16 protein-coding genes and 1 other RNA gene are annotated in these 22,615 nt (G+C 36.3%); 11 read left to right on the forward strand and 6 right to left on the reverse strand.

Annotated features, from left to right (window positions below; translation table 11 throughout):
• Positions 1–7 precede the first annotated feature (7 nt).
• Together trxA and HNS38_RS11595 are read left to right on the forward strand one after the other, a co-directional pair.
• Positions 8–325 (forward strand): thioredoxin, encoded by a 318-nt coding sequence (trxA, locus tag HNS38_RS11590; RefSeq protein ID WP_172278931.1) that lies wholly within the window; start codon positions 8–10, stop codon positions 323–325.
• A gap of 86 nt (positions 326–411) precedes the next feature.
• Positions 412–1,344, forward strand: a complete 933-nt coding sequence (locus tag HNS38_RS11595) for a DUF58 domain-containing protein (protein WP_172346507.1) — start codon at positions 412–414, stop codon at positions 1,342–1,344.
• Positions 1,345–1,431: 87 nt separating this feature from the next.
• Here HNS38_RS11595 and HNS38_RS11600 read toward each other — a convergent pair whose 3' ends face one another.
• Positions 1,432–8,529: an immunoglobulin domain-containing protein gene (locus HNS38_RS11600; RefSeq protein WP_172346508.1), complete on the reverse strand. Its 7,098-nt coding sequence runs from the start codon at positions 8,527–8,529 to the stop codon at positions 1,432–1,434.
• Positions 8,530–8,542: 13 nt separating this feature from the next.
• Positions 8,543–8,899: a DUF4907 domain-containing protein gene (locus HNS38_RS11605; RefSeq protein WP_172278938.1), complete on the reverse strand. Its 357-nt coding sequence runs from the start codon at positions 8,897–8,899 to the stop codon at positions 8,543–8,545.
• 174 nt (positions 8,900–9,073) lie between these two features.
• Here HNS38_RS11605 and HNS38_RS11610 point away from each other — a divergent pair, with 174 nt between their 5' ends.
• Both HNS38_RS11610 and rnpB read left to right on the forward strand, forming a co-directional pair.
• A complete protein-coding gene (locus tag HNS38_RS11610; protein ID WP_172278940.1) occupies positions 9,074–10,138 on the forward strand; it encodes a DUF2027 domain-containing protein in 1,065 nt (354 codons plus the stop codon).
• A 216-nt stretch (positions 10,139–10,354) separates the two neighbouring features.
• Positions 10,355–10,743: RNase P RNA component class A (rnpB, locus tag HNS38_RS11615), an RNA gene on the forward strand.
• 54 nt (positions 10,744–10,797) lie between these two features.
• On the opposite strand, the gene HNS38_RS11620 is transcribed toward rnpB, so the two are convergent.
• The gene (locus tag HNS38_RS11620; protein ID WP_172278942.1) at positions 10,798–11,601 is read right to left on the reverse strand and encodes a DUF1338 domain-containing protein; all 804 of its coding nucleotides are present in this window, start codon (positions 11,599–11,601) and stop codon (positions 10,798–10,800) included.
• Between the two features lie 162 nt (positions 11,602–11,763).
• On the opposite strand from HNS38_RS11620, the gene HNS38_RS11625 reads away from it, so the two are divergent.
• The gene (locus HNS38_RS11625) at positions 11,764–12,957 is read left to right on the forward strand and encodes an aspartate aminotransferase family protein (protein WP_172278944.1); all 1,194 of its coding nucleotides are present in this window, start codon (positions 11,764–11,766) and stop codon (positions 12,955–12,957) included.
• Positions 12,958–12,974: 17 nt separating this feature from the next.
• On the opposite strand, the gene mfd is transcribed toward HNS38_RS11625, so the two are convergent.
• The 3 genes from mfd to dinB all read right to left on the reverse strand — a co-directional run bounded on the left by mfd (position 12,975) and on the right by dinB (position 17,803).
• The gene (mfd, locus tag HNS38_RS11630) at positions 12,975–16,331 is read right to left on the reverse strand and encodes a transcription-repair coupling factor (protein ID WP_216663702.1); all 3,357 of its coding nucleotides are present in this window, start codon (positions 16,329–16,331) and stop codon (positions 12,975–12,977) included.
• Between the two features lie 33 nt (positions 16,332–16,364).
• The gene (locus HNS38_RS11635; RefSeq protein ID WP_172278946.1) at positions 16,365–16,523 is read right to left on the reverse strand and encodes a hypothetical protein; all 159 of its coding nucleotides are present in this window, start codon (positions 16,521–16,523) and stop codon (positions 16,365–16,367) included.
• 86 nt (positions 16,524–16,609) lie between these two features.
• Positions 16,610–17,803, reverse strand: coding sequence for a DNA polymerase IV (gene dinB / locus HNS38_RS11640; RefSeq protein ID WP_216663703.1), 1,194 nt, complete (start codon positions 17,801–17,803; stop codon positions 16,610–16,612).
• 521 nt (positions 17,804–18,324) lie between these two features.
• Here dinB and HNS38_RS11645 point away from each other — a divergent pair.
• From HNS38_RS11645 to HNS38_RS11670, 6 genes are all read left to right on the forward strand, one after another.
• Entirely contained in the window at positions 18,325–19,131 is an 807-nt protein-coding gene (locus HNS38_RS11645) for a LexA family transcriptional regulator (RefSeq protein WP_172278948.1), read from the forward strand.
• Between the two features lie 27 nt (positions 19,132–19,158).
• Positions 19,159–19,452: a transporter suffix domain-containing protein gene (locus tag HNS38_RS11650; protein WP_172278950.1), complete on the forward strand. Its 294-nt coding sequence runs from the start codon at positions 19,159–19,161 to the stop codon at positions 19,450–19,452.
• Complete coding sequence (locus HNS38_RS11655; RefSeq protein ID WP_216663704.1) at positions 19,421–19,723, forward strand: DUF3795 domain-containing protein; 303 nt, start codon at positions 19,421–19,423, stop codon at positions 19,721–19,723. Before HNS38_RS11650 ends, HNS38_RS11655 begins: the two co-directional genes overlap by 32 nt.
• Positions 19,724–19,782: 59 nt before the next feature.
• A complete protein-coding gene (locus HNS38_RS11660) occupies positions 19,783–20,154 on the forward strand; it encodes a TfoX/Sxy family protein (RefSeq protein ID WP_172278952.1) in 372 nt (123 codons plus the stop codon).
• 91 nt (positions 20,155–20,245) lie between these two features.
• Positions 20,246–20,773, forward strand: a complete 528-nt coding sequence (locus HNS38_RS11665) for a hypothetical protein (RefSeq protein WP_172278954.1) — start codon at positions 20,246–20,248, stop codon at positions 20,771–20,773.
• A gap of 125 nt (positions 20,774–20,898) precedes the next feature.
• The gene (locus HNS38_RS11670; protein ID WP_172278956.1) at positions 20,899–22,536 is read left to right on the forward strand and encodes an ABC-F family ATP-binding cassette domain-containing protein; all 1,638 of its coding nucleotides are present in this window, start codon (positions 20,899–20,901) and stop codon (positions 22,534–22,536) included.
• Positions 22,537–22,615 lie beyond the last annotated feature (79 nt).

The raw sequence follows: 22,615 nt of genomic DNA on the forward strand, positions 1-22,615 counted from the left end.
ATAAGATATGGCTTTAGAATTAACAGATGCTAACTTTGAAGAGTTAGTAATAAAATCGGACAAACCAGTTGTAGTAGACTTCTGGGCAGTATGGTGTGGACCTTGTAGAATGGTTGGACCTATCGTTAATGAATTAGGTGAAGACTATCCTGATACATTAGTTGTTGGAAAAGTTGACGTGGACAACAATCCTGAGACTGCAGCAAAATATGGTATTAGAAATATCCCTACCATTCTTTTCTTTAAGAATGGCGAAGTTGTTGACAAACAAGTTGGTGCTGTACCTAAGCAAGTATTAGTTGGTAAAATAGAGCCTCTTTTTTAAGAATCTACAACTAAATATCATAAAATAAATTTAGCTGTCTTTTCTGGAAAAGTAACCAGACAAGACAGCTTTTTTAGTCATTATATATGAGCTTTACTATAGATAGACAACAAATAGAACGATACGGTAATCTTGAATTACTTGCCAAACAAGTAGTAGAAGGATTTATCACTGGATTACATAAAAGTCCTTTCCATGGGTTCTCTGTTGAGTTTGCCGAGCACCGTTTGTATAATAATGGAGAGTCTGTTAAACATATCGATTGGAAACTATTCGGAAGAACTGATAAACTATTCGTAAAAAGATTTGAGGAGGAAACTAATTTAAGATGTCAAATTATTTTAGACACATCTTCCTCTATGTTCTACCCTCCTCTTAAAGAGTATTCTTTAAAAAAACAAAATAAGATATCATTCTCCATAATTGCTGCAGCAGCCATCATTAATATATTGAAAAAACAAAGAGATGCTATAGGTTTGACATGTTTCGACACTCAAATTACTGAACACACAGAAACGAAGTCGAACTCCGCCCATATTAGCCATCTCTACCAAATCCTTAGCCAGCAGATTAATAATAACTCAGGAGAAAACAAAGAAACAAATGCAGCTGCCATCTTACATCAATTAGCTGCAACGCTTCACAAGAGGAGTCTTATCATTCTATTTAGTGATATATTCGAGAATATGCTAGAGATGGATGATTTCTTTGATTCTTTGAGACACTTAAAGCATAACAAACATGAAATCATTATTTTCCATACTCATGATAAAGAAACCGAACTCCATTTCAATTTCAATTCTCAACCTAAAAGATTTATAGATCTTGAAACTGGTGAGGTTATCAAACTCCAAGCCAATGAAATTAAAGAGGCTTATCAAGCAACGATGAATAGGTTTGAAAATCAGCTCAAACTAAAATGTACACAATACTCAATCGATCTAGTTTCTGCTGATATTCAAAAAGGCTTCAATCAGATTCTTTTTCCTTTTTTAAGCAAACGAAAAAAAATGTATTAGGTTAATAAGATAAAACCAAAAGACAAGACAAGACAAGACAAGACAAGACAAGACAAAAAAAGCAGGCATAGTAGCCTGCTTTTTTTGCTATCTAACCAGCATCACTGTTCCTACTTCACTTCCTTTCTTACCCGGAGCAGAAGTTCCTTGTCCTTGATAATCTATTCGCCAAACATAATTTCCAGCTGGACAAGCTTCGCCATCTACGTCACCATCCCAACCTTCATGGATATCATAAGTTTCGAATAACATCTTACCTAATCTATCAAATATCATCATATGGAATTCCACACTAGGATCTGATGTAATAGGTTTAAATCTCTCGTTTAATCCATCAGCATTTGGTGTGAAAGCTGTTGGCATAAACATTCTACCATTACAAAGAGATACATAGCCCGTATCACTAACCTCACAACCTGGATTACCTACAATCACAGAGTAGTTTCCAGTTTCATAAACTGTAATAGCACGAGTTCTAAATCCATTATTCCAAATATAATATTCAGAGCCATCTCCTCCTCCTGCATCTAACTGAACAGGCTCACAAGAATACATAAATAAAGAATCTCCCAAATCAACCAAAGGCGTTGCATAAACATCAATAGTAAAGCTAACAGAATCTAAACAACCTTCACTACTTGTACCAATAATATAATAATCAGTAGTAACATCAGGGCTAAAAACCATTGGATTACCTTCTTCAATTGGTTCATCAGAATCAATGGGCTTCCATATATATTCTTCAGCACCTTCTCCTGTTAGAGTGATAATTGAATCCCGACAAATTGCAGTAAGCAATGGATTATACGTCAAGAACGGAATTGGATGATGATATAATTCTATTGAATCAATCGCATCCTCACAATTAGCTTGCCCATATGCTTTTAGTATTAAGAAAACTCTAGTGGTATCATGATTGATTAAACCCGGATCATAATAAGTTGGGTACATAATATTAGCTGTATCAAAATATCCAGTTAAACTAGTAGTAGACCATTGTAATGAATCATAATAATTAGCTACAACAAGCTCTGGAGTATACTCTTGACCTGAACAAATGGTATCACCATCAGTAAGATACACTTCAGGAAGAGGAACAACATTCACTTGAATGACAACACTGTCTGAATGACCACAGAAATTAGTCCAATGTGCAGCATAAATGGTAGTGTCTATTGGTTGCACAACAGTTAAACTTTCTCCATGACCTATATATGTTTCATCTGAACCATCAATAATAAACCAGTTCAGTCGTTCTCCAAATCCACCACTACCAGATAACGTGATGCTATCATAAGAAGTGATACAAAAATCATTAACATTCACAATTACGGTTGTTGGTGGTTCAGCATATTCAATATAATGAACAGTCACCATTAATGGATCACCAGAACCTCCTCCAGTACCACCATTGCCTATTCCAGAGCCAGAAGGTGCACAGTCATTAATCCAGAATGCAAAGTAATTTGTAGTACTTGTAGGAAGAGCTACATTTATAGAACTTCCAACTCCAACTACATTATCAGGGGATACTTCATCAACATACCACTCAATATAGTCTCCATAACCTCCCCCATCACCATAAGCAATCAATTGAATAGAATCATAATCACATTCAGGACATATTGAATCAGGAACAGCTACTAAGCTGTCTAATAAATTAGGTAAATAGTCAACAAGCAGTTCTACAGGAACAGACTGATCCTCACCGCAATTATTAATTACATCAACAGTATAACTACCTTCATCTCCTCTAATAATTGGGTCGAAAGGAAGAATATTATTCTCTTCAGATGGAACAATAAAACCATTTTTATACCATACATAATTTAATGAATCACCTTCCGCCAAAACTTCGAACTGGAAGAAAGTACCCTCACAAACAGTAGCTCCATATGGGTTATTTAAGATATGAGGAGGCTCGTTAATGTTTAATATAGCATAATCTGAAGTAATCTCTCCGCAAGTATCAGCTATTACACAGTAATACTGTCCTTCATCAGGGAAATCAATATTTGCAATTACCAGAGTTGATTCTGTTCCAATTACTGTTGGATTAGTATCTTTATACCAAGTATATGTAACAAATTCAGTAGAAATAGTTTCAACAGAGAAAGAAACTGTTTCCAATAAACAAGAACTTACATGTTGTGGATGCTCCGTAATTTCTAAATTTTCTAATGCTCTAAGATTAATGGTATCACTATAAGTAGTAGTACATTCATTAAATACCTTCACATAGTAATCAGCTGTTTCCAAAACCGGTTCAATAGCCAAAATACTGTCATTAAGAAAAGGTGCACCCTGACTATTGCCATCTCTGAACCATTGATATAATAATGGACTCTCACCAGTAACATGAACTATCAATTCAGCATTTGTTCCAATACAGAATGCAGTATCATTTAGTAAAGGCTCTACAAACCTTGGGTTTTCTTTCATACTAACCACAATTACCTCTGAAGACACAGTATCACAATCAGAATGAATATTGCAATAATAATCTCCTAAAACAGGTTCAAGAACAGCATCTATAAATAAGGTATCATTAGATTCTCCAGCTATTGCAACACCCTCATAGAACCACTGATAAGTAAATGGTTCAATACCATCTGCAATAACAAATAAGAATGCTTCTTCACCTTCACAAACATTAACCTCATCAGTTTGAAGACTAATAGAAGTTTGATCATTGATATCTAATAAAACCTGAGTTAAGAAAGAGGCTCCACAAGCATTCACCCATTGTGCACGGTAAACATTATCATTAGCAGGAATGTCAGTCTCATAAATAAATGTATCCACCGTGATTTCAAATGGTTCAGAATCTATGCCTTTGAACCAGTAAATACTATCACCAGAACCACCATAAGCAGTTAGTCGCAATGAATCGTATTGATTAATACAAATACCATTATCTTCAAACTCTAGATAATCTATAGCTTCAGGGTCTTCAGACACTGTAATAACTATAGAGTCACAAGCACTCACTCCACAAGAATTCTCCCATCGAGCATAGAAGGTTGTTGTTCCAGCAGGAACCTCAATACTAAGTGTCGTGTCTACAGTTATAGCATATTCTTGACCTTCACATGAACCAGTAAACCAATGAATGCTATCACCCACTCCACCATGAACAGTAAATTCAAGATAAGTAGGATAATTATAGCATACATTATAAACATCACTGACAATACTATCCATTACTTGAAGCTGAGAATACATCTCTAGAGCCACTGTATCAGTTGATATTCCATCATAACATTCATTGCTCACTAAGCAATAATAATGGTAAAGCGTATCTATTACTGTTACTGGTGTAATTTCCAAATCTGGACTACTTTGTCCTGATATCACACTAGAAACTCCAGCTCCATCAATTTTATACCACTGATAAGCGACAGGTAATGTTCCTTCAGCTTCAGTATTGAATTGAGCTGTTCCATTTAAGCAAACAATTTGATCGATGGGTTGAGTAGTAATATAAGGTATAGTATCTACTTCAACATGAACGGTAACTGATGTATCAGAACTACAACCATTAGAAACTATACAATAATAGTTGCCCGTATTTAAGAAGCTCGCTGGATTAATAATAAAAATAGAATCATTGTCAGAAGTGGGTACACCTTTGAAATTCCACTGGTATTGTAATATTGGAGAACCTTGAGCTTCCACAAAGAAAGACAAACTATCACCTTCGCAAATAGTATCAAAAACAATAGGTTGCGTAATAATTTCTGGAACCATATTCACTGTTAAAAATGCGGAGTCAGAAGCCAGCGTATCACAGGCATGATAAACTTTGCAATAATAATATCCGCTATCAGCAGGAGTAACATCATAAACAATTAATGTATCATTTGTTGCGCTAGCAAGAGCAATATCATTTTGGAACCATTGATAGCTTGAACTTGTCAATGCTTCAGTTTGGTCTGTTTTTATAAAGAACATCACAGAATCAATTCCTTCACATACACTTTTGTTCTGTGGATGTCTAGTGATGGTAATTTCACCATCCACATAAATAGTGAATGTTTTACATTCCGAGTAAGATTCATCAGGGCCACAATAAACTTCATACCTTACAGAATACATAGTAGTTTCCGTGGGTATTTGACCAAGTGCAAATAAATCAAGAGTATCGCCTGCCACTATAAACTCGGCGGCTGGATTAGTACAAATATCACCTTTATACCAAACCAATGAATCACCATAACCACCTTCTGCTTTCACAAATAATTCATCATTATAATTATAACATATAGTGTCGAGACTAAGAATAGTTGTATCAGGAATAATGGGATCTTCTTTGATGATGATGGTTAGAGAGTCACAGTTACTCACTCCACAAGGAGTTTCCCATCTGGCATAAAAGGTGGTCGTTTCACTTGGAGCACCAATTTCTAAAGTAGTATCAGCTGTAACTGTAAATAAATCTCCATCGCAGGCACCAGAGAACCAACGAATAGAATCACCAAGACCACCATATACTGTAAGTTCTATGTAAGTAGGATAATTTAAACACAAATTATTGGTATCACTTACAATGCTATCCATTTTAACAACTTGTTTATACATGGACAAACTCACGGTATCACTACTTGGGCCATCTGAACATTCATTACTCAACATACAGTAATAACTAAATGCGGTATCCGCTGCCAAAACAGGGGAAACACTAAAAGTAGATCCTGTTTCTCCAGGTAAGACAACAGAAACATCTGCATCGTCTATTTTATACCATTGGTAATTGATTGGTAAAGTTCCATTTGCTATTACCTCAAACACAGCATCTGCATTCAAACAAACAATTTGATCGAGGGGTTGTGTGACCACAAATGGGATGGTATCTACTTCAATATTAACTTTAGCAGAGGTATCACTACCACAACCATTAGTGGTGATACAATAATATTCTCCTGTATTTGCAAAAGAAGCAGGATTAATGGTTAAGAAAGTATCTATAGCCGAAATAGCCACATTATTAAAATACCATTGGTTTTGAATAACAGGAGTTCCTTCCACTTGAAGATGCATAGTCAAGCTATCCCCTTCACAAATCGTATCTAAAACACTAGGTTCTAAAATAATATTAGGAAGCAAGTTAACAGTTAACTTGGCACTATCAGAAACTAAAGTATCACATGAATTATAAATCTTGCACTTATAGTATCCATCATCTGCAGGTGTAATTCCTCCAGTTAACCAAAGGGTATCTGAGGTAGCGCCACTAAGTGCATTATTTCCAAAATACCATTGATAAAATAAATCTGTTAAAGATTCTCCTGAATCTATATCTACACTGAAGAAAACAGATTCTGTTCCTTCACAAACTGTTTTGTTTTGAGGATTAGGAGTGATAAAAAACTCACCATTCACATATACATCAACTAACAAACAAGAAGAACTAAAGTCACTACCTCCACAATAAGACTCCCATCGAGCAGAGTATGTAGTTGTTTGAGTAGGTATTTTTCCAAGTGTAAAAAGGTCGATTCTCATTCCTGTATCTAACCTTTCAGCATTTGGGTTAGTACAAATATCACCAATATACCAAACTAAAGAATCACCAGCTCCTCCCTCAACAGAAAGGAATAGAGAATCGCTAAAGCTTAAACAGATCGTATCGAGAGAAGTAGTTATAGTGGTTGGTTCAACAGCTATTTCTTTTATCATAACACTATCAAAAACACAATCTGTAACTCCACATTGATTCTCCCATCTGGCATAGTATTTTGTTTCAGCCAATGGATCAGGAGCAGCTACAATTAAATCGTTATTTACAGGATAACCTGTGCCTAGTAAAATTCCCCCACAAGCTTCGGTATACCATCTCAAAGTATCAGTATTAACACCATTATTATTGGCCGATAAGGTTATATCGAAATTATTATCAGGACATAACATATCTGGAGTCACACTCAAGCCTGTAGGAGAATTTACAGGAATAGCTGTCACATTTAATAGTGCAGCATCAGATGTTGCTGTTCCACATGCATTTGTGATTTCACATATATATGAACCATTATCTGCTGTAGTTACACCAATGATAGACAAAATATTACTATTTCCGCCAACTGGGCTACCATTCCTTGTCCATTCATAAGTTTCAGTACTTGGATTTCCAATCTCAACTGTCAGTGTAATATCATAGGCTTCACAGACATCCAAACCCACTGGATGGACCGTAATTTGAGGAATCGCACATGGATCCCATTGAAAAAAATCTTTATAATCATTTCCCCCAAAACCGGTGCCCACATATACTTTATTTCCTACAGCAGATGCAACAGCCAGCTCTCTAGCATTGCCAGTAAAATCTGTTTTCTGATCCCAATTAGTTCCATCGAAACTCCAAAAGTCTGTAAGGTATGTCCCATTATTTCCTAATCCTACATATCCAGTGGTTCCATTACTACAACCAATAGCTCCACCTCTTATTCCACCTGGGAAATCAGCCAATGGAGTCCAAATATCAGTATTGGTATTATAGGAATAGAAATCTTGGCTATATGCCCCCACTCCAATATCACCCGTTCCATAATAAGCCATGGTACCAATTGTAAATGCAACTGCTTTAATCCTTGCCGTGCCCGGAAAGGCAGCCCTACTAGTCCAAGTATTATTATTGAAATTATACTTCCAAAGATCATTTCTAAAAGAACCATCATCACCTCCAACAACAAACCCACTTGTTCCAATAGAGAATGCAGAAGCATAAGATCTAGCTCCTCCTGAGAAAGCAGCAATAGCTGACCATGAATTTGACAATGCATTATATTTGAAAACTGTATTTGTTCTCGAACCACCGGCCACTTCACCCGTACCAACAATAGCTTGATTATTCACTACCATTGCGAAAGCACCAATTCTTCCAACACCAGCAAAATTAGCTTTCTGCGTCCATGCTTCAGTAACAGTATCATATTGCCATAAATCCTGATGATAAGTTGATCCCGCCTTACCAAGTGCAATGTATACCTTACCATTAATTGTAAAGCTTACCGCTCCAGTTCTTTTCAAGCTCGGTGAACCATCACCTAAATCGGCTTTTGGAATCCATAAATCGTTTTGTGAAGTAGCTGAGAAAGCGAAGAATAGCCCTAGTAAAACTATCCAAAGTCGATAACCTATTGGGTTTATTGACTTTTTTAGAAATGAAAATAGTAACATATTTTTCATAAATATTGATTACTTAATAAATAATTTGAAGACTTTTTAATTCAGATACCTGAACACTTGGTGGGAAATCCCCATTCTCCAATTTCGACAAAACTAAAGAAGCAACCTTGGCTGCTTGACTAGAATCTACAAATGCTCGGTTTCCTGTAATTGCTGGGATGTTTTTTTGAATAATTAAGATTTTGTCACTTTTTAAAACCTGATAATACCATGCGTTAGTATCATTTTTCAACACAACAAAATCAAAAACTGAAGAATCCACTTGAATTCCACCATAATCTTGGCCATTCCCAAGCAGCCTGATTGGACTAAAGGAGAATAACAAAATCAAAAACAAACCCAAAGCAAACATGCTCAAAAACAGTCTCATGTATTGATTTTAACTTTAAATAGCACTTACTTACATAAAAGGCGCCATTAACTTGTCAAATCTACAAAAAAACTTTAGAAAAGAAAACATATTTTTATTCTGGAAATGCACAAAAAATAAGGCTTGTAATTAAATAAATTATGCGAAATTTGCACACTCATTAAAACAAAAAAAATGGCTTATAATTTAGGTGATAAAGTAAAGTTTCTAAACGAAGAAGGCGGAGGATTCATTACAAAAGTAATTAGCCCATCCATGGTAGAAGTAAGTATTCAAGATGGCTTTAACATCCCCTATTCTACTACTGAATTATTGAAAGTAGATGATCAAGGAACAGCCAGTCAGTTTTTTGATGAAGACTTTGGAAATAAACCAGAGGCTAAAGAAGGTGATAATCAAAACCCAAGTCATATTTCATCAGAATTATTCAAGCGTCAGAGCCTTGATTTAAAGAAAGGAATTTATCTCGCTTTTGTTCCACAAGACCAAAGGTGGCTAATGACTGGCTTGATAGATATTTACTTAATGAACCATAGTGAGTATGATATCGTATTCAGTCTTAACCTATTAAGAGACAATGCATTTATCAACCAAGAATATGATGTACTAGGTCCTCATAATAAATTCCTTATAGATACTATTGACAGAGAAGATATTAACGAATGGCTTAAAGGTCAGCTTCAAGTGCTATTCATCAAAGACAAATCTGAAAAGTTAATTTCACCATTGAACAAAAGCTTCAGCATTAAAGGAGCCAAATTCTATCAAGAGAATAATTTCAAGAATATTGATTTATTAGATGCCAATGCCATGGTTGTAGAATTAATTACTATGGATTATCAGCAAATGATAAGTAAAAATAGTGATGAGCTTAAAGATCTTAAAATAGAAGAATCACCAAAAGCTATTGTAAAGCAACAAAAATCATTGATACAAAAATATAAGTATGCTCCATTAGAAGCTGAAGTTGATTTACATATTTCAGCATTATCTGATGATTTTAGAGATATGAAACCTCAAGAGATACTTGATGAACAATTGATGCATTTTAATAAAACTCTAGAGGATGCCATGCAACACCAATATGTGAAAATTATTTATATTCACGGTATAGGTAATGGTAGCCTTAAGAAGAAACTAAAGGACGAGTTGAGGGGTTATGAAGAGATAGAAGTAAGAGATGCTAGCTTCCAAAGATATGGATATGGAGCTATTGAAGTTCATATTCATTATAAGTAGGTTGGAAGTTGGATGACAGAGTTAGAAGACGGAAGTGAGAAGTGAGAAGTGAGAAAGTAAAAGTTAGATACTGAACAACAGGTATCAAATAAAAATAAGTTTTATAGAAGGTGACTGAACTTATCGATTTACCAGTAGACTGAAGATAGAAGACCGATGCTTAGATATTGAAATCAAGGCTTCAACTTCGCTCAACGAAAAAGTTCTTAAAAATATAAAGCTCTCTGATCTATCGCGGCAATTTTAGGATTGACGAGGAAAGTCGGGGCAACACAGGGCACCATACTTCTTAACGGGAAGGGCTCGATTTATCGAGAACAGAAAGTGCAGCAGAAAGTAAACCGCCATGGCATCTCGATGTCAGGGTAAGGGTGAAACCGTGGGGTAAGAGCCTACGCTTGCTATAGGCGACTATAGCTCGATGTAAACCTTATGGGTTGAAAGACCAAATAAACCGGAGATTTTTCGCGCGTCGGAAAGGGAGGTCTGCCCGGCCAAATCCGGAGGGTAGGTTGATAGAGGTATTGAGCAATTAATACCCTAGATAAATGATAGACTCCGTCTTAGGACGGAAACAGAACCCCGCTTATAGGAGAGCTTTTATTTAAAACTCCCAATCGTTTGATTGGGAGTTTTTTTTGCTTTCAGGGTCGACGACCCTATTTATTATCGGTACTTTCAAAAATTTTATCGGCTGATTTGGCGATAAAACCAGTGTAAAGCACTCCATGAGCATCTTCATAACGTTTGGCGAATTCATAGAAGCATGATGGAATTTCTCTTGGACCATCTTCAAACTCGACAGCGATCTTTCCTGCTCGTATACTCGATTGCTCCAATAACTGTTCTGGCGTTCCTTTCACCTCTCCTCCTACCTCTAATATAGCAAAGCCTTTATCTCTCAAAAACTGATTGAGCTCATAGATATCAGTATGGTTTTTTAAGGCATTGATGTTCACCGTAAAATGATTGGCTCTATAACCATAAACATACAACCATGCTGCATATTCAGACTCCTCTTGAAGTTTTAAATAGGTATTGTAATTTGGTTTTCCCCATGGACTGCCTCCCCATAAGAAACTGGCATCTTTAGCAAAACCTTCTGGAATTCGACCTATAGTCTCTGCAATGGCTTTTTGAGCAAATACACTAAAATATTGTGGCTGCAATGCACTGATAAATACTTTGGGAGCATCTTTATCTGTTTTATGCTCATAGTGATGGGCTATTAGCTTTTTGGCTTCGAAATGATAAGTGCCATTTTCTTTATAACCTGCATCTAAAAAGGGCTTGGCTAAAACGTCAATATTCACTTTGGGATGATCGAAAGTACGAAATGCAATATGATCGTTAATTACAGTTTCTCCTTCAGTAATAAAAAGGTCGTATATTTTCTTTGTTTCTGGATTTTGTTTGATATAATCTTTCCAAAGATTCTCAAATATCTCCTTATAGCTTGTCATAATGATTTTGTTTTTTTTACAAAATTAGCCATTCAAAGGTTCGAAACAATTAAAATTGAATTATTAGATATAATTTATGATTAGAAAAACTATTTTTGCTGAAAATTGGGAATATAGTTTATATTCTCTGTTTATAGAACACCAAAATATAGAGAATACATCATGCAATTAACAAACAGGCAATTATACTATCAAAACTTGGCTACACCAGCTTTTGTACCAGAGGCTATTGAAGTAGTAAAAGCAGAAGGAATATATTTAATAGACGATAAAGGAAACAAATGGGTGGATTTAGTTTCTGGTGTTTCCGTAAGTAATGTTGGGCATAGAAACCCGAAAGTAGTAGAAGCCATAAAAGAGCAAGTGGACACCTATATGCACCTGATGGTTTATGGAGAGTTTATCCAATCTCCACAAGTACAATTAGCAGGACTCATTAGCGAACAGCTCCCCTCTTCTTTAGATTCTGTTTTCTTTGTTAACTCTGGCTCAGAAGCCAATGAAGGTGCCATGAAGCTAGCCAAAAGGGTGACCGGAAGAAGCGAAATCATCGCCTTTAAAGATGCTTACCATGGCGGAACTCATGGTGCTTTAAGCCTATTGGGAAATGAAGAAATGAAATACGCCTTTCGTCCCCTACTACCAGATATCAAATTCTTGGAATTCAATAATGAAAGCCTAATTTCTGAAATCACAAAAAAAACTGCAGCAGTTGTTATCGAATCAATTCAAGCAGAAGCAGGAATCATTCTACCAAAAGAAGGGTACCTCAAAGCCATTGAGATAAGATGTAAAGAGGTCGGCGCCTTATTAATATTAGACGATATTCAAATGGGGTTTGGAAGGACTGGAAAATTATTTAGTTTCGAAAATTTCAATTTTATTCCAGACATACTGACCCTTGCCAAAGGGATGGGTGGAGGAATGCCTATTGGAGCTTTTGTGGCCTCTAAAGAAATGATGAATCAATTACAGTCAAAGCCCAACTTAGGACATATTACTACTTTTGGTGGTCATCCGGTGAGTTGTGCAGCTGCGAAAGCAAGTCTTGAGGTTATTTTAGACGAAAAGCTCTGCGAACAAGCTGAAGAAAAAGCTCAGCTTTTTGTTGAGGCCCTGCAGGCACATCCTTTAGTAAAAGAAGTAAGACAAAAGGGCCTTATGCTGGCTGTAGATTTAGGCTCCAATGAACTCGGTAAAGAAGCGATGAAGGTATTGTGGGAAAACAGATTAATTGTTGACCAGTTTTTATTCAACAGAACCTCCTTTAGAATTGCTCCTCCCCTTACCATATCTAAAGAAGAAATACAAGAAATTATAAACACATTAATTAAAAGCTTAAACCAAATCAATTAAGTAATTCTCCAAACTTCTTAGGCTTCCACAGCTAATTGCTGTTTTAAATCCTCAAGAATCATTAAGGCAGCTTTAATGGTTTTCACATTTTTGAACATCAAACTCAGCTTACCATTTTTCTCTCTCATTTTGCAACTCGTATTGCTTTGAATATGCTGAATCATCATTCCAAAATAAGGACCTGAGAAAAACTGACTATCCTGATTGCTGATAAAATAGGCATAGAGATATCCTCCTTTTAACCTGACTTGCTCAAAACCTAAATCCTTACCCAACCATTTCAATCTCATAGACTGGAGTAAACTTTCTACTGCTTCAGGCAATGATCCGAAGCGATCCTCTAAGGATCCACCAAACTTAATTAGCTTTTCTTCTGTATCAACTTGCGATAATTCTTTATAAAGAGATAATCTTTCCGCCACATTCTCCACATAATCATCAGGTATCAAAGCATTTAAGTCAGTATCGAGTTGGCATTCAGAAACATAATCCGATGGGGTTTCATTTTTACTCAATTCTTGAAATTTAGAATCCTTAAGTTCCTTTAAGGCTTCATCGAGAATCTTCTGGTACATTTCAAAGCCTATATCAGAAATAAACCCTGACTGTTCTCCACCAAGAATATTCCCAGCTCCACGAATATCTAAATCTCGCATGGCAATATTAAATCCAGAACCTAGAGTTGAAAATTCTTCAATGGCTCTCAAACGCTTTCTAGCATCATCAGTTAGAGCCATGTCTGGTGGTGCTAAAAGATAGCAGAAAGCTTTCTTATTACTCCTGCCTACACGTCCACGCATTTGGTGTAATTCGCTTAATCCATAATGATTGGCTTCATTAATAATGATGGTATTCACATTTGGAATGTCCAATCCAGATTCAATGATTTTGGTCGCTAATAAAACATCATAATCTCCTTCAATGAAATCGAGCATGGTTTTCTCAATCTTTGCTCCCTCCATCTGCCCATGAACTATAGCAATCTTCACATCAGGAACAAACTTCTGAATCATACCTGCTACTTCCTGAATATTCTGAACTCTATTGTGGACGAAGAAGACTTGTCCCCTCCTACTTACTTCATAGTGTATTGCATCTCTTATGATCTCCTCAGAAAAAGATCGGACTTCGGTTAATACAGGTTGGCGATTTGGAGGAGGCGTATTAATCACACTCATGTCCCTGGCTCCCATTAGTGAAAACTGTAGTGTACGAGGAATTGGAGTTGCAGTAAGTGTGAGGGTATCCACATTCACTTTAAATTGTTTGAGCTTTTCTTTAATGGAAACCCCAAACTTTTGCTCTTCATCAACAACTAGAAGCCCTAAGTCTTTAAATACAATATCTTTTCCAACCAACTTATGAGTTCCAATCAATATATCAACTTTACCTTCTTTGGTATCTTTCAGAACTTGTGTGACTTGTTTGCGAGGACGGTACCGGCTTATATACTCTACTCTGCAAGGGAAATCTTTTAATCGCGCCAAAAAAGTTTTATAGTGCTGGTAGGCCAAAATAGTTGTGGGTACCAAAACAGCCACCTGTTTACTATCTGCTACTGCTTTAAAAGCAGCTCTAATAGCTATTTCTGTTTTCCCAAAACCCACATCTCCGCAGACCAATCTATCCATTGGGTTTTCGGCTTCCATGTCTTCTTTTACCGCAAGGGTTGTTTTCACCTGATCTGGAGTGTCTTCATAAATAAATGAGGCTTCCAATTCTGTTTGTAAATAAGTATCTGGGGTAAATCCGAATCCAGGTTTTGCTTTTCGCTCTGCATAGAGTTTGATCAGCTCCTCAGCTATATCCTTTACCTTTTTCTTGGTTTTAGCCTTAACTACTTTCCAAGCTGGTGAACCTATTTTATGAAGCACAGGAGCTGTTCCGTCTTTGCCACTATACTTTGATATCCGATGTAAAGAATGGATATTTACATAGAGTAAGTCTTCATTTTTGTATATAATTCTGATGACTTCTTGGGTTTTTCCATCATTCACAATCTTTTGCAAACCATCGAAACGCCCAACTCCATGATCGATATGAGTAACATAATCGCCTTTTTGCAAATCATATAATTCCTTTAAGCTAACGGCTTCTTTTCCTCCAAAGCCTTCACGCAAACGAAATCGTTGGTAGCGATCAAATATCTGATGATCAGTATAAATTACTAATCCATTATCTTCATCTATAAATCCTTGATGCAATCCAACTAAAATCCCTTGGTAGATTTTATCTTCAGTATCTGGTCTTAAATCCTCAAAAATCTGTTCCAATCGAGTCAGCTGTTTCTCAGATTCACTTACAATGATAGTCTTTAAACCATTATTCTCATTTTCTTGAATATTACCCAAGAGCAAATCAAACTGCTTATTGAAATTAGGCTGAGGCTGGGTATTAAATTGAATATCTATCTTCTGATTGGATTTGGCATGGGTATAAATGATTTTATAATTGAGGATGTCATCAGCGAAACTTTCTCCACTGATAAACATTTCTTCTGGATGTAGATGTTTGATTTCGCCACTCAATTCTTCGTAGTGTTTTATGGCATTTTCATAACCTTTCTTCAGTTTCTCTTTTATGAAATCCTGATTCTGAATCCAAACATTACAATCCTTTGGCATGAGTTTGAAGAAAGAATTTCTTTTCTCTACAATTTCCTGGCGTTGAAGATTTGGAAGAATCTTTGCTGTTTTCAGCTTTTTCACACTCAACTGACTGGCTGGCTCAAAAGTACGAATAGACTCCACTTCATCCCCAAAAAACTCAATTCTATAGGGATGGTCATAGGCATAGGAGAATATATCCATTAAACCTCCTCTAAGTGCAAACTGACCCGGCTCTACCACAAAATCGACTCTAGAGAATCCCATATTCACCAGCCTCTCCAACAAAGCATCTTGCTCCAATTCATCATCCTGACGAATCATTAAAGTATTATCAGTAACATATTTCTTAGAAACAATTTTCTCAGATAAAGCTTCAGGAAAACTCAATAAAATCAAATCCTTAGTACCCGAATTGTTTCTGGCTATCACCTCTGTTCTGGATAGCAGGTTCGCGCTATCAGGATGATCGGTTTCATAAGGTCGCTTATAGGCCGAAGGATAAAACATCACTTTCTTACGAGGATAATCTACACCTACATCCTCTAATAGATTTTCTAAATCATTATATAAATAAGCTGCTGTTTCTTTATCGGGCATCACCAAAAGGTGAAATCCTTTTCGCTGCTGAAATACAGAAGCCACATATAATGACAATGCAGATCCCGACAAGCCTTTTAAGCCAATCTGTTCTTGATTATCAAATAATTGCAGAAATTGCTGAGTCTTTTCAGACTGATAACGGGAAAGTAAATCGTTTATCTTCAAACCTAATCTTATTTTTTTGCGAAAATACGAAGATTATTGAAGTTTTCCCTCAACTTTTATACTTGCTCCAGCCTCATGCATAGAATTAATAAGCTGAAATCGAAATCCATCTCGATATTCTCTGGTCATATCGCTGAATTTTTGTTTAAAGGTCTGCATGGCTTTTAGTTTTTGATATTTCTTGTATTGCATAATATTGTTTTAATTTGTTAGTATTTGTTGATGACGGATGTTTGATGACGGATGACCGATGTCCGATATTGAAGTCTCTTCTTTACTTAAGGAACTTCCTTTGGTTTTAGGTTTTCATCCCGCGTAACTAAGGAGCTGGCTCGTTTAATCACATGGCTTCCAAAACGGAGGCGTACCTTATCCATAGCTTGGTAGAGATTAATCATTTCGGGCGTATCTTCGAATAAATTGAGTTGTTGTACTCCATATACCAAATCACTAAATCGTACTCCAATCAAACGAATGAGCATACGTCGGTTGTAAAGCTTTTCGAATAATTCTGTGGCCGTTTTCATTAATACATGATCGAAAGCGGTATATGGAATATGTTTCTGCTGAGTATGCGTATCGAAGTTGGAATAACGAATCTTTACTGTAATACAACCCGTCATCTTTTGTTTTTTTCTCAATTGAAAAGCCAATTTTTCTACCATGGAAATCAATAAAAGGCGAAGGCGAACCACATCAATGGTGTCTTTTTGGAAAGTTCGTTCGCTACTGATGCTTTTACGCTCACTATAAGGTTCCACAGGAGTAAAATCTATGCCGTTGGCCTTTTTCCAAATCACTGCTCCAAACTTCCCCAATACCTGTTCCATCATCTCGGGTGGAATGCGACTCAAAGTCTCTATATTAGAAACCCCCATGGAACGCAATAAATGGTAGGTCTTCTTGCCAATCATGGGAATCTTACGAATGGAAAGCGGAAACATAAAAGGCTGTACCATATTTGCCGGCACTCGTAATTCGCCATTGGGCTTGGATTCGCTGGTGGCAATTTTGGCCACCGTTTTATTGATAGACAAACCAAAAGAAATAGGAAGTCCCGTTTCTTTGATAATACTTTGTCGCAACTCTTTTGTCCACTGATAAGAACCAAAAAAACGATCCATTCCACTGATATCTAAATAATGTTCATCAATACTGGCTTTTTCATAAAGAGGTGCTTTATCGGCAATCACATCGGTAACCAAACGCGAATACTTGGTATACTCATCCATATCGCCTCTTATAATCACGGCATCTTTACAAAGTCGCATGGCCATTTTCATAGGCATAGCCGAATGCACTCCAAATGCTCGTGCCTCATAGCTACAAGTACTCACCACTCCTCTATCTGACCCTCCTCCAATAATGATCGGCAAACCATTTAAAGCACTGTTTGCGAGTCGTTCTACCGAAACAAAAAAAGTATCCAAATCAAAATGGACTATGGTTCTATTATCTTGAGCTATCAGCATAAATTATCTAAAATATTTGTGTTTTAAATTATTTTATTTACTTTTGATTATTATTTAATCATTTACATGACGGTAATATAATCATTATTTTGAAAGTCGGAAGAAAGTTTAGGAAAATTGTGGGAAGTGGGATGACGGAAGTGGGATGATACAACGCTAGTGCGGATTTGTAATCCGTACGGTAACCATTACCTTTATTGCTCTTATATATGCACGGAAAACATTTCCGCGCTAGCTTTTTATAATTAAAAAAGAGTGCGTTTGCCTTGGGGAAGTGCAGTGTTAGATGTGGGATGACCAATGATCTATGCGGGATGATGGATGACTGGTACATTCTGAAATTAATACTAGTAAGAAAACTATAATATTTTTCAAGGGCTGATAAGAAAGCTTCGAGAACGAGGCTTGATTTTTCTAAAAACCAAGGAGTTTACTTATGTAAATGACTGTTTTTAGAAAAATTGTAACGAAGTTATCGGAGTTTTCTTGCAGCCACTAAGTTAAAAAAAACAAACAGAGATATGACAATATTTAGCAGCAATATTAAATTATTAAGAAAAAGAAGACGCTTTACCCAAGAGGATATTGCGCAAACATTAAACATGAAACGCTCTACCTTGAGTGGTTATGAGAACGAAGTAGCGCAGCCTAATATGTCTGCTTTGGTCAGTTTCTCTGAATATTATAATGTATCGGTGGATACTTTAATAAAAATCGATTTGGGGAGTCTTCCAGAAAATCAACTCAACCAACTAGAAAGAGGCTATGATGTTTATATTAAAGGTAGCAAATTGAGGGTTTTAGTAACTTCAGTAAGTGAGGACAACGAGGAAAATATAGAGCTGGTTCCAGAAAAAGCCAAAGCAGGTTATACCAGCGGATTTGCCGACCCAGAGTATATTAAGATACTACCCACATTTAGGCTTCCTTTCCTATCTAAGGAAAAGAAATACCGCAGTTTTCAAATCAGTGGTGATTCTATGCTTCCCATCCCCGATGGCTCTTATGTAACAGCGGAGTTTGTTCAAAACTGGACTCATATGAAAAGCAAGCAAGCCTATATCATTCTTACCATTGACGATGGTGTAGTATTTAAAGTTGTGGAAAACAAAATAGAAAATGAAGGAATGCTCAAACTCCACTCCCTCAATCCACTCTACGAACCTTATGAAATACATATTCAAGAGGTAAAAGAAGTCTGGAAATTTGTGAATTATATAAGCGGAGAGCTCCCCGATACCAACGAAATGAAAACCGAAGCTTTAGCTCAAAGTCTTAAATCTTTGCAAAAAGAGGTCCATCAGATACAAACTAAGCTACAGTTATAATATATTTGGCTTCTGATTGAGAAAACCATGAAAAAACAAAACTGGAAAATAAAACTGGGCATAGGATTAATGCTTGCATGTATTCCATTCTTTCTAATTATCCCTGTTTTCCCATTTATTGAAATAGAAAACACAACAAAAGTGTGGCTTAGTACCGCATCGCTAGTTATTGGAGAAATTTTATTTTGGGGCGGAGGACTTTTAGTGGGCAAAGAATTGTTTACCAAATACAAATCCTATTTTAATCCTAAAAATTGGTTTAAGGGTTCTAATAATAAAGATTCAGAGCTTGAAAGAAAAGAAGAAGAAAAAGAAGTATAAAGGAATCACTCCTCCATGTGGCATCGATTGTAATGGATGCCCTCGTTTTGGTAGAGAGAAAAATGGATGCGATGGAGCTGACAAAGGATGTAAGCATTGCAAAACCATATACCAATGCAACGAAAAGAAAGGAATTGACTATTGCTACCAATGTTCAAAGTTCCCATGCAGTAAGTTTAAAAAGTTTGCCAAAACTTGGGAGAAATATGGACAAGACTTGATTGTAAATCAAAGAGAGCTTAAAAGAAAAGCAGAAGGGGAAAGTGAATAATGGCTGTTGTAGTATAATCCCCTCACCCTCATATCTTTTTAACATATTAACCTAACAACATGGCTTACGATGAAAATTTAGCAGAACGAATAAGACAAGTTTTTAAACAAAAACGAATTTTCTTTACAGAAAAGAAAATGATGGGCGGACTCACATTCATGGTTGATGATAAGATGTGTGTAGGGTTAGAATCAAACAAATCGAGCAAAGCCTCAAGAATGATGGCTAGAGTTGGTGAATTTGCATATGAGGAGGCTCTTCAGAGGGAATATGCTTCAGAAATGACCTTTACAGGCCGACCCATGAAAGGGTTTATTCATGTTGATTCCTTAGGCTTAGATATGCAAGAAGATTTGGAAGAATGGATTCAACTATGTTTAGATTACAATCCTTTGGCTAAAAAGAGCCAAAAAAAGCTTAAGAAACAATAAATTAGGCCCATTACTTTTCTTAATTTTTCATGATTTCATTTGAATTAATAATAGAAAATTCTATTTTTATCCAAATTTAAAACCACTTATCATGAAATCAAGACTATTAACACTTATATTTGTAACTATTTTAATTTCAGCTTTTTCACAAGAAAAAAGGCATCAGTTTAATGCTGGATTCCAGTTAGGTCAGTACCAAAAAGACTTTGGAATAGGATTACAAGTTACCACACCATATTTCGCAAAGCAAAAAGTAGCGTTCAGATTACGAGGAAATTTAATGTTCAATGAGCATATTCACAAAAAAGAAACTACTTGGACTCCATATTCCAATTTATCTCTTGGCATAATTGGGGTTGCCGGAGAAATCAATGACAAAATAAGGTTATATGGAGAAGGTGGAGCGCTTTTTATCTTTCCTAGCACCGAATTATCCTCAGAACAAATGGAGTTTGGTGGATATGGATTATTTGGCTTTGAGTTTTTCATGAGTAATGGAAGCAATTATTTTATAGAAATTGGAGGTGTAGGAACCGGAGCTATAGCTGATAAGGTATTATACAAACCTATTTATTCTAATGGACTCATCATTAACACTGGATTTCGTTTCTTTTTCTAATTAAAAAAACGGAATTTCTTATCGAATCCTCCTCAAGAAACCTATTCTTGAAAACAATAACAAATCCGAATCGAGCTACATCTCGTATTTAATTATATTTGCCGCTTCATTTTTAAAAGAATACTATGATTTCAATTGATGGTTTGGCAGTAGAATTTGGTGGCACTACCCTATTTAAAGATATTTCGTTTGTGGTGAACGATAAAGATAGAATAGCATTAATGGGTAAGAATGGTGCTGGTAAATCTACCCTCCTCAAAATTATTGCTGGAGCTCAAACTCCAAGTCGTGGAAAGATTTCAGCGCCCAGAGATGCTGTGATTGCCTATCTTCCTCAGCATTTAATGACAGAGGATGACAGGACGGTTTTTGAGGAAGCAGCTCAAGCATTTTCTCAAGTTCAAAGTATGCAAAAGGAGTTGGACGAGTTAAACCAACAGCTAACCACTAGGACCGACTACGAATCGGAGGAATATTACGAAATCATAGAGAAAGTTTCTGATATCAGTGAGAAACTCTATAGTCAAGCTGAAATTAACTATGATGCTGAAATAGAGAAAACTTTATTAGGCTTGGGTTTTGTTCGTTCCGATTTTCAACGTCCTACCAGTGAATTTAGTGGAGGATGGCGAATGAGGATTGAGTTGGCTAAAATTCTATTACAAGACCCTGATTTAATTCTTCTGGATGAGCCTACCAATCATTTAGATATCGAATCGGTGCAATGGTTAGAAGATTTCCTCATCAATAGTGCAAAAGCAGTGATGATTATTTCTCACGATAGAATGTTTATCGACAGAATTACCACACGTACCATCGAAGTCACCATGGGAAGAATTTACGATTACAAAGTGAATTATTCTGCCTACCTGCAATTACGTCAAGAACGCAGAGAACAGCAGCAAAAACAATTTGACGAGCAACAAAAATTCATTGCAGAAACCCAAGTATTTATTGATAGATTTAGAGGAACCTACTCAAAAACACTACAAGTACAATCCAAAGTAAAAATGCTAGAGAAGCTGAAGATTGTAGAAGTTGACGAGGTAGATAATTCACATTTGAAACTTCGCTTCCCTCCTTCTCCACGTTCTGGTAACTATCCGGTAATGGCTGAAGATTTAGCCAAACACTATGGTGAACATACCGTTTTTAAAGATGCTTCTTTTAGTATTACGAGAGGAGAAAAAGTAGCTTTTGTGGGTAAAAATGGAGAAGGCAAGTCTACCTTAGTAAAAGCCATCATGAATGAGATTGAACATGATGGAAAGCTTACTATTGGCCATAATATTCATATTGGCTACTTTGCTCAAAATGAAGCTTCTAAATTAGACGAGAACAATAGCGTATTTGGCACTATTGACGATGTAGCCAAAGGTGATATCAGAAATAAGATAAAAGATATTCTGGGCGCTTTTATGTTCGGCGGTGATGATTGGGACAAAAAAGTAAAAATTCTTTCAGGAGGAGAAAAAACTCGTCTCGCTATGATTAAACTGCTCCTCGAACCCGTTAACTTACTCATACTCGATGAACCTACCAATCACTTGGATTTAAAAACCAAAGACATCCTCAAGCAAGCTTTAATGGATTATGATGGAACTTTAATCCTCGTTTCTCACGATAGAGATTTCTTAGATGGCATGGTCAGTAAGATTTACGAGTTTGGTAACAAAAGGGTAAGAGAGCATTTCGAGGGCATCCAAGAGTTTTTAGAACGTAAAAAGATGGAGCATTTGAGAGAGTTGGAAGCTGGGAAGTAGTGGAGACGGATGACAGATGTGGGATTTGGAATTCCCGTTAATTTGATGAAGGCATTATTATCCTAAAGAATTATCTATA

Source organism: Lentimicrobium sp. L6 (assembly GCF_013166655.1).
Lineage (GTDB): Bacteria > Bacteroidota > Bacteroidia > Bacteroidales > UBA12170 > UBA12170.